The 13,320-nt window shown below is 41.0% G+C and carries 11 protein-coding genes and 3 pseudogenes; 6 read left to right on the top strand and 8 right to left on the bottom strand.

The annotated features are described in order from the left end of the window. Nucleotides 1–31 precede the first annotated feature (31 nt). On the top strand, nucleotides 32–313 hold the full coding sequence (locus KA717_29265; protein ID UXE59790.1) for a DUF6444 domain-containing protein: 282 nt from the start codon (nucleotides 32–34) through the stop codon (nucleotides 311–313). Nucleotides 314–389: 76 nt separating this feature from the next. Beyond that, complete coding sequence (locus KA717_29260; GenBank protein UXE59789.1) at nucleotides 390–1,292, top strand: ISAs1 family transposase; 903 nt, start codon at nucleotides 390–392, stop codon at nucleotides 1,290–1,292. Here KA717_29260 and KA717_29255 read toward each other — a convergent pair. Next, nucleotides 1,248–2,291, bottom strand: a complete 1,044-nt coding sequence (locus tag KA717_29255; GenBank protein UXE59788.1) for an IS630 family transposase — start codon at nucleotides 2,289–2,291, stop codon at nucleotides 1,248–1,250. The genes KA717_29260 and KA717_29255 overlap by 45 nt on opposite strands. An 83-nt stretch (nucleotides 2,292–2,374) precedes the next feature. Between KA717_29255 and KA717_29250 the strand changes: the two are divergent. Beyond that, nucleotides 2,375–2,650, top strand: a pseudogene (locus KA717_29250) (ISAs1 family transposase). Between the two features lie 97 nt (nucleotides 2,651–2,747). Here KA717_29250 and KA717_29245 read toward each other — a convergent pair. After that, nucleotides 2,748–3,860: a transposase gene (locus KA717_29245; protein UXE59787.1), complete on the bottom strand. Its 1,113-nt coding sequence runs from the start codon at nucleotides 3,858–3,860 to the stop codon at nucleotides 2,748–2,750. 89 nt (nucleotides 3,861–3,949) lie between these two features. Between KA717_29245 and KA717_29240 the strand changes: the two are divergent. Continuing rightward, a pseudogene (locus KA717_29240) lies at nucleotides 3,950–5,125 on the top strand (IS66 family transposase). Between the two features lie 279 nt (nucleotides 5,126–5,404). Here the strand turns inward: KA717_29240 and KA717_29235 are convergent. The 3 genes and pseudogenes from KA717_29235 to KA717_29225 all read right to left on the bottom strand — a co-directional run bounded on the left by KA717_29235 (nucleotide 5,405) and on the right by KA717_29225 (nucleotide 9,036). Continuing rightward, nucleotides 5,405–6,742: pseudogene (locus KA717_29235) on the bottom strand (IS5 family transposase). A gap of 112 nt (nucleotides 6,743–6,854) precedes the next feature. After that, on the bottom strand, nucleotides 6,855–7,004 hold the full coding sequence (locus KA717_29230; protein UXE59786.1) for a hypothetical protein: 150 nt from the start codon (nucleotides 7,002–7,004) through the stop codon (nucleotides 6,855–6,857). Between the two features lie 676 nt (nucleotides 7,005–7,680). Further along, nucleotides 7,681–9,036, bottom strand: coding sequence for an ISNCY family transposase (locus KA717_29225; protein ID UXE59785.1), 1,356 nt, complete (start codon nucleotides 9,034–9,036; stop codon nucleotides 7,681–7,683). Between the two features lie 103 nt (nucleotides 9,037–9,139). Between KA717_29225 and KA717_29220 the strand changes: the two genes are divergently transcribed. Together KA717_29220 and KA717_29215 are read left to right on the top strand one after the other, a co-directional pair. Continuing rightward, a complete protein-coding gene (locus KA717_29220) occupies nucleotides 9,140–9,712 on the top strand; it encodes a hypothetical protein (protein UXE59784.1) in 573 nt (190 codons plus the stop codon). Nucleotides 9,713–9,920: 208 nt separating this feature from the next. Then, the gene (locus tag KA717_29215; GenBank protein ID UXE59783.1) at nucleotides 9,921–10,601 is read left to right on the top strand and encodes an energy-coupling factor ABC transporter ATP-binding protein; all 681 of its coding nucleotides are present in this window, start codon (nucleotides 9,921–9,923) and stop codon (nucleotides 10,599–10,601) included. 431 nt (nucleotides 10,602–11,032) lie between these two features. Here KA717_29215 and KA717_29210 read toward each other — a convergent pair whose 3' ends face one another. The 3 genes from KA717_29210 to KA717_29200 form a co-directional block, all read right to left on the bottom strand. After that, on the bottom strand, nucleotides 11,033–11,794 hold the full coding sequence (locus KA717_29210; GenBank protein UXE59782.1) for a PD-(D/E)XK nuclease family protein: 762 nt from the start codon (nucleotides 11,792–11,794) through the stop codon (nucleotides 11,033–11,035). A 1-nt stretch (nucleotide 11,795) separates the two neighbouring features. Then, on the bottom strand, nucleotides 11,796–12,449 hold the full coding sequence (gene purN / locus KA717_29205) for a phosphoribosylglycinamide formyltransferase (protein UXE59781.1): 654 nt from the start codon (nucleotides 12,447–12,449) through the stop codon (nucleotides 11,796–11,798). 279 nt (nucleotides 12,450–12,728) lie between these two features. Further along, nucleotides 12,729–13,067: a hemolysin XhlA family protein gene (locus tag KA717_29200; protein UXE59780.1), complete on the bottom strand. Its 339-nt coding sequence runs from the start codon at nucleotides 13,065–13,067 to the stop codon at nucleotides 12,729–12,731. Nucleotides 13,068–13,320 lie beyond the last annotated feature (253 nt).

Below are 13,320 nucleotides of genomic sequence, written 5' to 3'. Positions count from 1 at the left end.
GGTTAAAGAGATAGGTTAGAATAGGGAGACTATGAAAAAACTAGACCCAGTTCCAGACTTAAACCAAGAAGAAGTGAAAATGCCATGGCAAAAAGAAGTGGCAAAAGATTGGTATGAAGATTATCAGAAAGAAAAAGAAGAGAACGAAAAGCTGAGAAAAGAATTGGTAGAGTTAAAGAAAGAGATAGAAAAGTTGAAAGAAAAGCTGAAAAAGCTTAACCAAAGAACGAGTGAAAATAGCTCTCAGCCCCCAAGCAGTGACGGTTACAAAAAGAAAGTCGCCAAAACCTTCGGTCAGGGCGAACGCATCTAAAAATGATACAGATACAAGAACATTATAGAGGGATGGATAAGGGAAAATAAGGGAAAGTGCATAGAAAACAAAAGCGATGAAACTCCGACCCAAATATAGACTGGTAGAACACTTTGCCGAAATAGATGACCCTCGCATCGAACGAACAAAACGGCATAAACTCATTGATATTCTAACGATTGCCATCTTAGCCGTCATTTGTGGAGCAGAAGGTTGGGTAGCCATGGAAAGTTTCGGCAAGGCTAAACATCAATGGCTAAAAAAAATTTTGGAATTGCCGAATGGCATCCCCTCCGACGATACGTTTGCGCGTGTATTTGCTAGTCTGAATCCAGAGCAATTTCAAGACTGTTTTCTGCATTGGGTCAAAAGTATAGCGGAGGTAAGTGAAGGAGAAGTGATAGCGATTGACGGCAAAACCCTTCGCCACTCCTATGACAATGCCAACGGAAAGGGCGCAATTCAGATGGTAAGTGCATGGGCAACAGCAAATCGTCTAGTACTAGGACAGTGCAAGGTGGAAAGCAAATCGAATGAAATCACGGCGATTCCTAAACTCCTGAAAATGCTAGAGGTCAAAGGTTGTATCGTAACGATTGATGCCATGGGAACTCAGACAAAGATTGCCCAACAGATAGTAGGGCGAGGGGGAGATTATGTTTTGGCATTGAAAGGCAATCAAGGTAATTTATGTGAGGATGTTGAACAATTATTTGCTCATGCTCAATCGGTTAATTTTGTGGGAATTAAGCATGATTTTCATCAAACAATAGACAAGGGACATGGACGGATTGAAATTCGCCGTTGCTGGACGATGGAACAAACAGAATTTTTGCTGGGTGGGGAGAAATGGGCAAAGTTGACGAGCATCTGTATGATTAAAGCGGAGAGACGATTGAAAGACAAAACAGAGTATGAGACTCGCTACTATACTTCAAACGTTCATAATCTGAGATTTATCAAAGCGTTGAAATCGTAAGGTGAGCAGAGAATCAAGCTCCTCCTTATATTTTACGTTAGCATCCTCAAGACATCCTGAAATTGCTGCAGAAAACTGCGTAAAATCTTCATAATATTTTGCGTATAAACACTTCTTCTTCACAAACTTCCACAGTCTTTCAATTAAATTCAAGTTAGGAGAATAAGGAGGTAAGTACAGTAACTCTATTCCTAATGATTCTGCCAACTCCTGTACAATTCGGCATTTTTGATAACGAGCATTGTCTAATACCAACGTAATCGGTATTAATAGTCCTAATTCTGCTATCTTTTCTAGGAGTTCACAAACCTGAGTTCCCGTAATATAAGAACTGTTCGTTACCATAATTACTTCATGGGTAATTGCATTTAATGCTCCTAACACATTAAAACGTTTTCTCCCTGATGGTGACTTAATAAAAATCCTCTTGAAGCACCATATAAAATTTACAAATGCTCCCATTACAAAATGAGAGGCATCTACAAAGAAAACTGCCCTTTTTCCTGCTTTTGCCTCTTCTAGCCTTGGTTCTAGCTCTTTTTCTCTATAGCTATTCTGAGCTTCTACATCTGCTTTTGATGGAATTGTTCCCACCTTTAGACACCTCATTCCTATTGACTTTAAAAATTTTCTGACTTGCGTCGGACTTCTTTTTATTCCTGTTAATTCTTCTATTCTTTTTACTGCTTCATTTATTGTTGCTGGTGGATTTGACTCAAAATATGCCTCAATTGTCCCTTGATGCTCTGTTAACTCGCTTTTCGGGCGATTAAATTTTATTTCTTTTAGTTTTTCTATCCCGCCCTCTTGATAATCACGGATATAGCTTGTCACCGTATTTACTGAAACTCCTGCGAATTGAGCAATTTTTTGATGAGACAATCCCTGACTTTTTAGCCATAAAACTTCCATCTTTAGCTGCACTCTAGGATGCGGGTGATTAAACCGACCGTAAGACAACAGTCTTTTGTCTTCTTCTGTAAATTCTAACTTAATCATTTCTCAGCCTCTTGACTAATTTTTCTATTTTTATTATATTATCTCTTATTTTTAGAATTCGCAACCTGTGACCGTGTTTAGTATATATCAGTAGCCTGCCGAGTAATGCTCAAAAATTATCCCAATCTGTTCGTAGTCATTGGTTGATAGAAAACTCTTTACATTGGGTTCTAGACTTGGCCTTCAACGAGGATGCTTGTCGCATTCGTAAGGATTTTGCTCCTGAGAATTTAGCCGTCTTACGCCATATCGCTCTTAACTTGCTCACAAAGGAAAATACTCTGAAACTTGGTATCAAGAATAAACGGCTACGCGCTGGTTGGGACGAGGACTATCTCCTTAAGGTTTTACTCGGATAAGATGCGTTTGCCCTGAACCTTCGGTCAAAAAGGAAAAAAAAGAGGTCCAAAGTACGACCATGTGGGTAAACTTACATCTTGCACCAAAACTCATGTTCTAAGTTGTGACAGCAACTAACTGAAGTTGGAGCCCAAAAGATTGCAAAAGTGGACGTAATCGCTCGACTTGAGAAAAAAGGGAACAAAGAGCAACATCAGGAAAAAGTGTCTGAAGAGCAGAAGCAGAAGCTTGACCCCAATCAGGTGGTTTAGAGGAGTCAGTAGAAAGATAAACCCAATGGGCAAGAAGAAAACTAATCATCGAAAGAAGCAACCAGCGATAAACCCCCAGAAGAGTTTGTTGACCAAAACGATGTAAACCAAAACGATGTTTTACGGTCTTGAAAAAGCCCTCAATACTCCATCTTCGCCGTCCCCACCAGATAATGGTACTGGACTTAAGAGGACGAGTCGATAAGACGAAGCGTTTTTCGAGTTTGCCGTTACGTTTGAGGTAGAACCAAGAGATAGTAACAGGGAAAGATAATCCATCAAGAGTGACCTGTTGTCCTTTTTTGAGCAAATCACGAAGCTGACGACCATCAGCTAATTTACGGTCACAACGCACACCGACGATAACCGCAAGACGGCGTTTTTTCATCGCTTGAAGGAATTGCACACTACTAAAGGCGGTATCGGCTAAAATGACAACCCGAAAAGCACTCAGGAGTTCTTTGGGTAGGCTATCCACTAATCGCACCGCGAGTTGAGCGGGACTTCTTGTTTCTTTACCTCTCCAAACTCGAAATCCCCAAAGGACTCGAAATTCTCCTATCACCAGATAAATCACCAAAAGATGTAAACCCCTCTTCCCGTGAAGAACATGAATTAAATGCTCAAAAGCCTTAAATTTTCCGCATTTCTCCAGTGTCGTTAAGTCCACAATCACCTGCAACCAAGGTCGTCTTCCTCTTGGAGCATAGGTAAGTAGTTCTTTGAGAATTGCTTTTTGCACTGCTCGGATAATTTGGCGAGTACCCCAATCATACTGATTCAAAAATCGGCTTAAGGCCGAGGGTGATTTTGTTTGACTATGTTGGGGTAGAGGATGACCTTGAGCTTCTAGGAATAGCCCCAACATTGCCTGCAAACTATCGCGTTGATAGGAGGTCGGCATCAAACCTAGCAATGTATAAACTAGGGTCTGGGCTTGTATAAGAATGGTTTCCATTGTTTTGCTGTTTTTTCACTTCTACTCCTTTTTCCACTTTCTTGACCCTTTCCGCCAGTCGTTCTTTTGTTCTGCTGCAAGATGTAAGTAAAACCAGAAACGGGTTTGGTCGGGTAGATGAAATAGTAGATTTAAGGATGGAAAAATGCCCAAAATGTGGTGCGTCAGTGGAAAAGCAAAAGGAGACTATCATCAAAAAAAATCAAATAGCTGAATTAGTCAGTAAACCAGTAGAGGTAAGGGAATATGTTAGGGAAAAGTATCAATGCTCAAAATGTGATTGGGAAGGTTATGCCCCACTTCCTTTGGGATGTCGTGAAGATTTTAGCTACGGTGCAACCTTATCCAGCTTAGTGGGATGGCTGGGATATGGGGGAAATTTGACTTGGCTAAAACAACGATACTTGGTAGAAACGGTCTTTGGCATTCCTCTGTCTCAAGGGAGTTTAGCTAAAATGCACCGATGGTTTTGCGAAAGCTTGTATCCTAGTTATGAACAGTGGTGGACTTACATACAGGAGCCTGGAGTCCGTTGTGTGGACGAAACCAGCTATCGCGTCAATGGGGTTAACTATTGGATGTGGGTGGCTACTTCCTCCTCTGTTTGTGTTTTGTTTCTGGCTCCCAGCCGGAGTTCCGATGAGGTTCATTCCCTATTAGGTAAAGATTTTCATGGGCTTCTCAGTACGGACTGTTGGGGGGCTTACCATCGCCAAAATGCCCAGCATAAACAGAAATGTCTGGCTCATATTGGGCGGGAATTGAAGGCCTTGGAAACTTCCCACTTTTCTGAAAATAAACTTTTTGCTCAGAGAGTTTTTCCTATTCTAGAGCAAGCTCGTCAATCCCATCGAGATTATCATCAAGGCAAACTGAGCTTAGAAGCTTTACAACAACAGCGACCCCTAGTAGAAGCTCAACTTCAAGAGGTTCTGGATAATCCGCCGCCCACGGGATGGGCAAGTGATTCCCAATTGTTATCTAATCGCTTTCGACGTTATTGGCATGATTGGTTTACTTTTCTTACTTTTCCTGAAGTTAAACCTGATAACAATGATGCCGAGAGAGCCTTGCGTCCTGTTGTTATTCATCGTAAGGTTAGTGGCGGTGCTAGAAGTCATTGGGGCGGACAACTTGTTGCCATGATGTTTAGTTTTCTTGAAACCATGAGACTTCAAGGTAAAAGTGCGGTCGAACAGTTATCTCTTATTTTATCTTCCTCTGGTCTTTCTCCTCCTTCCATTGATGACTTTCTTCCTCTCTAGTATTTTTGGGGCTTAATGAGAATTAAGCCCCACTTATTGCTGTGACTAATTAGGGCTTGCTGAAAAAGTCAAAAAACGAAAGAAATGTGGGTTAGGGAAGTATGGACTGAAAAAGCATAGATAACTTATCCTTATGGAAACAAATCAAAATACAGATTTTGTTTAATCTATTGTTCCTTTCTGTCTAAAAAGGTCAACACAAATCACTCCTCACAAAAGAGAGGAAAATTAACACCATTTTTCACAAGAAAAACGACTCTACAACTTTTTACTTTTTGTCTTCTGAAGTAGAGTAGAAAGATTCATTACCAAAAAGTTCATCGCAATTACCGTTTCCGAGGTCTCAGGTAGTTTGGCCATCACTCGACCAAGACTAAATTTCCTCTTTCCCTGTCCGAATTTACCCTCAATGGCATTACGCACTCTTTCATCTGAGCGTGCCTCTTTCTTTTTTTCTTTGCTCACCTCTTTCGGCGGTCTTCCCAATCGGGGACCACTCATTCTTATATCCCTTTCTTTACAATAAGCTCGATTCGCTTTTGTTCGATAGATTTTATCCACATGAACCGATTCCGGATAACATCCTGTTTCCCTTTTATATTCTTCTATTCGCGCTTGTAAATCTCCCGATTCGTTGTAATTATCCCAACTTAATTTGTCTAAGAAGACAAAGCCATTCACATTACTTGCCGATATTTTAGCTCCAAACTCTACTGCTTTTCCCGCTTTTCCACGCACTATTGGACGCACGTGAGGTTGGCTTACACTCACAATTCTGTTTTCTACTTTATTTGTCTTTTTTTCATACATTTCTAACTGTTGCTCATACACTTTTCCTATCGTTACAAGCTCTTCTTGCTCTTTTTTCGTTAGTTTTTCTAACTTTGCTCCCTCTTCTATCATTTTTTCTATATGAGACAAGTTTCTTTTTATATATCCTAGTTGTTTTTTTGTTCCTTTTCTTCTTTCTTTTTTTGACACACGACGTTTTTTTGCTATGGCTAAGTACTCTTTTCTTGCCACTTCCCTATAAGTCCTCGGCTTTTCTTTCCTTTTCTCTTTTATTTCTTCATACAGCTTATCTATTATTTTTTCTGTTTTTTCTCTGGCATCATTCAATATTCCTATATCCGTTGGATATTTTATATCTGCTGGTGTACAAGTCGCATCTAACAATAACTTTCCTTCATTTTCTTTTTTTTCTGACGCTACACCCGTCGCTTTTTTTTCTATTTCTTTATTAATTTTATTTATTAATTCCATTCCTATTTTTTTACGAAAATGAACCATCATTGACGCATTAAATGCTTCTTTGCTACTATAGCTTTCCATTCCTATAAAGTACTGTAAATAAGGGTTCTCTTTTATTTGTTCTACTGTTTCTCTGTCACTTTTTCCTGAAATTTCTTTGATAATTAATGCTCCTAATGCCATTCTAAATGATTTGGCTGGGGCTCCTTTTTTTTCTGTGAAGTTTTTTGCATATTCTTCCTCATATTCTTCCCAGGGAATCATTTTTGACATTTCTATCCAACGATTTTCTTCGTCTAACTGCCCGCCGAACAGATTTTTCAAGTTTTCTGGTGTTTCAATTGAGTACTGTTGCTTTCGGTACATCTGCTTTCTCTCTTCTTAATGCAATGGTTTTGAGGCATTCTACCCTATTTTCGTGCATTCTAGCGGTTCTTAATTCGCCTACTATTTTTCTCCGTAAAGGTCTCAGCTTTTTTCAGCAAGCCCTAATTACGCCTTTTTGAATATTTATTTCTGTATCCAACATTGAACGACTGAGTTCTAATGTTAGTTCTATTTTTATCTTTGAACCCTCTACATTAATTAGTTTTGCTGTCATCATTGTTTCCTCTTTGTCACTTTTCATCTCATGTTAACACTTTTCTTTTCCTTCATCAACTAAAGGTCATACCCCCAGGGCAAACGCATCTTAATTTTTGAACGATAGGCTAGGTAAAGGTTTCAGCAATCATTATTGATTTTTTATGAAATGCTAAAAGGCTTGTCAAATAAAGAGTCAGCAATTCCAAATTCAAACAGTAACATAAGATACAGACGTTATCTCGCTTTTATGCAGTTAAAAGAGATTTCGCTGATTTCTGACGTTTTTCGTACTTCCTCCTCGAATCTTAGCCTCTTGGAGAGTCAGCAACCTGCAAACAAACTTGATCAATCACTAAATAGAGCATTACGCTGATTCCACATATTGATACAAAACCCCTTGACCGTAAGCACTTCAAGGCTTTTGTATCTTGGACTACATTCTGAATTTGGAATTGCTGGTCATCAATCAGGGCAAACGCATCAAAATTCTAGACTCTACGTCTGATGTGAGTTAAAATAACCTAGTAGTCAGCAAGGGTTTTAGCCCCCCCTTTAATTAGAGAAAGCATCAATTAAACGAGTTTACGCCATTCCATGCTCCAACTCACATCAGGCGTACTCTTTATCAGCAATTCCAAATTCAGAATGTAGTCAAAGATACAAAAGGCTCGATGTATTTACTGGCAAGGGTTTTGCTATGAAAATTGCCAATTAATCAACTAGGAAGAATTCGAGACAGCGAGAGAAACTGAGTCATCAAGCATAAAATCTAAAAGATGATGCCAGCTTTCAAAGAACAGATATTTGGTCAAAGAGAGAATATCTTGAAAGAATCCCTTACGAGTGCCGCGTTGGACGCGAATTCTCTGGTAACGTTCATCAACCAAACCTAAAACCGTGTGCAAGAGAAAAGCCAGCAAATTCAGGGTAAGCAAAACAGAGGCGAGGTGTTGTTTACCATGCCCAAAATTATGCTCTAAGTGATAGCCTCGATTTTTGAGAATATTGTGATTCTCGTTCTCAGTACGCCAACGAGTCCGTCCAGCACGACAGACATCAAGAACGATGTGAGGGGTGAGAAAATGATTGGTAATCCAACTATTGTGATAAAGAAGTTGAGCATCGGATTCGCGGTGGATTTTTAGCTCACACCAGTTAACCAACAAAGCAGGCTGTTGGTCTCGCAGGGGAATCTGATTGAGATAACGGCAGTGCCAAATCTCGAAATACTTCCCATTCCAACGTCGGTGTTGAGTGGTTTTGACTTCTCCATTAGCTTCTAAATAGTTTAACCATTCATAGAGTGTGGGATGAGAAGTCGGTAAACAGACGAAGATAAAGTTGAAATCGTGGTCGAGACAGTGCTGACAAGTGGGCTGACGACTGTACAAGTCATCCCCTAGCAGAGTTATCTTCTGTCCCGCAAACAAACTAGCATGGTTACTTATCCAACGTTTCGCCGCATTTTGCTCACAATCTTGCTTTTCAGAACCGTCTTGAGGGGTAATAAATTCAGGGGGTAAGGAAAAAACTGATTCATGGTCTGGGGAAACAATCACGGGCAATAATGCCTGATGGAAGTAGGTGACTTTTCCCTGTTTTGACGTTTTGGTTGAACAGCATGGACAATTTACTTTTTCCGAACTGTAGTAATTTGTCCCATCCATTGCTACTAGAAGATTTCCCCTCAATATTTCATAGGCTTTCAAGAATCCCATGCTCCTCAATGCTTGGTAAATTAACCCAAACAAAGGGAATAGACTACTCGCTGCTACCCCATCCACAATGTTGCGAATCTGTTCTACTGTTGGTATTTTTTCTAGTCCAAACAACCTCTGAGCATTATCTCGCCCACAACGGCTGTTAAGCTGACGTTGGTACTCTAAAAATGACTCATTTTGCATAAAAAAGGCGGCAAATGCCCCCAGTATCGCCTCTCTTAGACTATATTTCGTTGCATTACTAACCGAACGGGGGTCATCTATCTTCCCAATGACCTCGTTTAAACAGTGAACGATTCCGTCAAAACTTAGGTCGTTTACTTCCATCTTTCTCTCTGCAAAATCAGTAGACACTTTTCTCTTTATTCATAACTTCCTATAGGTCAAAGTTTTTCTGTCTCTATTTATACCATTTGAATTTGGAATTGCTGAATCTCACCCCACTCTTTATGAGTTTTTGGACTATGCCGAGAAGATTGGAGAGGTTTACTCTTTCCATGAGCGTCGTCGTCATGGTCGCGATTGGCATGATTATCATTATCGTTGGACTTATCACTTGCCCCTAAGAGATGGTTCCGCCGCCCTCAATACTCATTGGTTCGAGGTTACCGTTACTCGCCGTTCTGATGGTCAGGTTCTCTTTCACAACGATTGGATTACCGACCTTTTTCCCCAAGCCGATAACATTGTTGAGTTAGTCAGTGTCGCTCGCTCTCGTTGGAAAACCGAAAATGAGAACCATAATACTCTTAAGACTCAGGGCTACCATCTAGAACACAATTTTGGACATGGTGACCACCATCTTGCTACCTTTTTGCTCACCTTAAATTTACTGGCTTTCTTGTTTCACACCGTTTTACAGCTTTTAGATGAGTCCTACCAACGTATCCGACTACTTTTAGGGGCTCGAAGATGCTTTTTTTCCCATTTACGCACTCTTACTACCTATTTTGTCTTTGATAGCTGGCAACACCTTCTTGATTTTATGCTTGAGCCATTTGACTCTCTGCCCGCCACTAATTCCTCCTGATTTTTCAAATTTAGAATTGCTGACAAGAGACTAGGCTAATGATCTCAGGGCAAGCCCAGATCAAACTTAATATTTTTCTCATCCAGAAAAAATGCTTACTCAGCAGAGGTTTCAGCGAATAGGATTTGTTGTGACCTAACGAGACGAGACAACGCTCATTTATGATAGGTCGAAAGCGAGTATCAATTTTGGAGAACTACCCTAGCCAATGAACGACGAAGCCCATAGTATTATCGCCGACCAGATTTCCTTCTATTGGCAGAGCGATCGCCCCATGCTCCAAAATTGTTCTCTAAAAGTGCCGAAGGGGGAATTTTGGATGCTATTAGGAACCAATGGTAGTGGAAAATCGACCCTATTGCGTTTACTAGCTGGCTTGTTGACTCCTCAATCAGGACAAATTAGTCTAAAACAACCCTTGGGCTTTGTCTTTCAAAATCCGGATCATCAATTGGTCATGCCCACCGTCGGAGCCGATATCGCCTTTGGTCTAGTCAAGGAAAATCTGACAGTACAAGAAACCCGTCAACGAGTCGCCGAAGCCCTCACCGCCGTTAATCTCTTGGAAATGGAACGTCGTCCCATCTATGCGCTCAGTGGCGGTCAAAAACAACGTATTGCGATTGCAGGTGCGATCGCCCGTCATTGTGAGGTATTGCTATTAGATGAACCGACAGCCCTATTGGATGCTAATACTCAACGCGAATTAGTGATCGAAGTGCAGCGTTTAGTCAAAGTTAGAGGGATGACGGCTCTTTGGGTGACACATCGTTTAGAGGAATTAAATTACTGTGATGGGGCCTTTTTATTGGAATCAGGCAAAGTTGTTGCCCAAGGCGATCCCCAAATCTTAAAACAGCGATTAATGCGTTCAGAAATTGATTCCTAGCACCTATCTCTCTAGCACCTATCTCTTGAAAAATCAGCTAAAAACAACGATACCCGCCTAAGGAGACGGGTAAATACGAATATGCAAACGATTTTGGACTCCTAAAAAAGACAAAAAAGGACTACAAATAAAGGTTTACCGTTAACGCAATACCTACAATCCAATAACAAAACATCACTAAGCTAACTCAAATATCGGTACAGCCTATGCCCATAAAGCGGCTGGCTCAGTAACCAAAACGCAAGGGCAAAACCATCGTGCTGAGGTGATGCTGGGGCTAGATACTACGGGGAGCAGAGCAGACTCGGTACAGGCTCTAAACTCTGGGGTTGAAGAAGATTGTGTTGGCTTCTTTGTACCTGAATTCAGGATAACATTGCTTTTGGTCTTTCAGACAACTTAGGGCTAGAAAATTTACATTTTGTAATATTTTAAGGAGAGAGAGGGGGAATCGCCGCTAAACGTTTGAGCAAATTTACTTCTTGGGAAACCATGGGAAAGTGTTGACGGTAGGGACAACGGGACTGGCAATCGGTTTGGTGAGGAAAAACAGGAACAGAATCATCAGGGGGAGATAAGCATTGATTTAACTGGGTCAGTAAACGATCCAGTTCCTGCCGAGTTTCCTGATGCTGTTTTTGACCATAGGCAATGGTTAGAGATTGAGGGGTTTGGGGTAATTTCACAAACCAGTAGGTCATCGACAATTGTTCAGGTTCATAGACACTCGTTTCCGCTAAAACGTAGAGATAGAGCTTCGTTTGCCAAGACAAGATAATTTTTTCAGGGTTTTGGGGTAATAAATAGGTTTTCCAGTCTAGAATTTCGGCTCGGTCTGGTTCCGTTACTAACAAATCATAGATCACGGTCAATAAGTAGTTTTGCCAGGGAAGGATCAGATAATGTTCTGGTCTGCGCCCTGGATAGGGATTTTGGAGAGCAGGCACAGCTTTAATGAGGGCAGAAAAAGCAGCGGCCAGATCGGGGTATTGGTCTAGCAAGATCTCAACCGGCAAACCTAATTCCCATTGCTGCATGAGGCGGTGAAAACGATCGCCCCAATCCAATTTTTCCTGCTGTTCTGGCGGAATAGGCGTAGTTAACTGTTCTAGATAAAGACGCTGAAACTGGGGGGGACAGGTTGCCAGAAGTTGTAAATGACCCTGGGAGAGACGCAACGGTGGATCAATCATGCTAAATATTTTGTTCTGCTAAATAGGCGGCTAAGGCGATCGCTTTGGGAAAAATTTGATGTTCCTGTACCTGAATACGAGCATGAAGACCGTCGGATGTATCATCAGGTAAAATAGGAACCACCGCCTGGGCAATAATGGGGCCACTATCCACTTCTGCACTAGCATAATGTACCGTACAACCCGTCACCTTTACACCCGCCGCCAAAGCCTGTTCCACGGCCCTAACCCCACGAAAACTAGGTAACAAACTGGGATGAATATTCAGAACCCGTTGCGGAAAAGCGGTTAATAAAACAGGGGTAACGATCCGCATCCAACCGGCCATAATCACCCAATCCACCGCGTAATCTTTCAGGGTGGTGACAATCGCCTGATCGAGCGATTCTCGACTATTAAAAAGACGATGATCTAACAGTACGGTTGGAACTTGCCACCGTTCGGCCCTTTCCTTCACCTTAGCAGTTGGATTATTGTAAATAACAACCTGTACCTGGGCATTGAGTTGATCCTGATTGATCACCGCCATCAGAGCCTCAAAATTACTGCCACTCCCCGAAGCCATCACTCCCAGCTTTAACGTCTTGGAAAGTGGTAGATTCTCTAGGGAAATTGCTGGTGAAATAAAACTTGGTGTTAAACCAGGGTCACTCATAATCAAACTCAATTGAGGATAAGGAGAATATCCTAAACTGTAATCTAGAGTTGCTAACCATTGGCAAGGAGAATAAGAATCTTTATGCTTACTTCACTTTTACCTCAAATCATTGGTATTAGCCATCATTACAAATTATTTTATGATTAGGATTCAAGCCTAGTGCCAGTTACCAAAAACAAGTGCGATCGCCTATCCCTTCTCTTAAATGAAGTTACACAACCCATGATTCATACTTTGAATACGATTATTTTAGATTACAGCGATCAGTCTTTCTTTTTAACTCTGGGGCAAAGCCGTTAAAACAAAACGAATAGACGTTGCCACTACCGCCGTAAACAAAATCCCAATCAAAGCCCAAACCTGTTTACCTTGATTATTTTCTACCTTTTCAATCTGAAGTTCCATTTTGTCAAATCGTTTATCCATAGAATCTAACCGTTTTTCTATGTTATCAACTTTGGTTTCTACGGTCGCCAATCGAATCTGTACTTGATTGACATCTTTAGAAATAGTCTCTAATTTTCTGTTCATGTCAGCAGAAATTGTATCTAGCTTCTTATTCATTTCGGCTAGAACTTCGCGCAAATCAGTTTCGATGATAGTCGGTGTTGGCATCACTCATTTTGTAGATCAGACTAATACAATCATTGTAATCTATCTTTTCCCAGAGAGAACGATCCCTTCTCAAACATCTAAAAAAATAGTTGACAGCATGAGCCCCTTACCCCTATAGTTAGAGATCGCGGACAAAAGGCGTTATTCAAAGCGACTCGACATAAAAACCACTGGACGCAAGCCCCCTGGGGAAACTGAGGAAATCATTCCTTAAGTCTGTCAGGAGCAACGGCAAACTGTTTAACCACCATGT

Source organism: Woronichinia naegeliana WA131 (genome assembly GCA_025370055.1).
Taxonomy (GTDB): Bacteria; Cyanobacteriota; Cyanobacteriia; order Cyanobacteriales; family Microcystaceae; genus Woronichinia; species Woronichinia naegeliana.
Note: the sequence above shows the minus strand (reverse complement) of the source record. Positions and strands in the feature narration are given on the sequence as shown.

Coding starts and splice junctions, on each gene's coding strand:
- KA717_29245 (UXE59787.1), bottom strand. CDS start 3,860: ATGGAAACCATTCTTATACAAGCCCAGACCCTAGTTTATACATTGCTA.
- KA717_29265 (UXE59790.1), top strand. CDS start 32: ATGAAAAAACTAGACCCAGTTCCAGACTTAAACCAAGAAGAAGTGAAA.
- KA717_29200 (UXE59780.1), bottom strand. CDS start 13,067: ATGCCAACACCGACTATCATCGAAACTGATTTGCGCGAAGTTCTAGCC.
- KA717_29230 (UXE59786.1), bottom strand. CDS start 7,004: ATGAAAAGTGACAAAGAGGAAACAATGATGACAGCAAAACTAATTAAT.
- KA717_29210 (UXE59782.1), bottom strand. CDS start 11,794: ATGATTGATCCACCGTTGCGTCTCTCCCAGGGTCATTTACAACTTCTG.
- KA717_29255 (UXE59788.1), bottom strand. CDS start 2,291: ATGATTAAGTTAGAATTTACAGAAGAAGACAAAAGACTGTTGTCTTAC.
- KA717_29215 (UXE59783.1), top strand. CDS start 9,921: ATGAACGACGAAGCCCATAGTATTATCGCCGACCAGATTTCCTTCTAT.
- KA717_29260 (UXE59789.1), top strand. CDS start 390: ATGAAACTCCGACCCAAATATAGACTGGTAGAACACTTTGCCGAAATA.
- purN (UXE59781.1), bottom strand. CDS start 12,449: ATGAGTGACCCTGGTTTAACACCAAGTTTTATTTCACCAGCAATTTCC.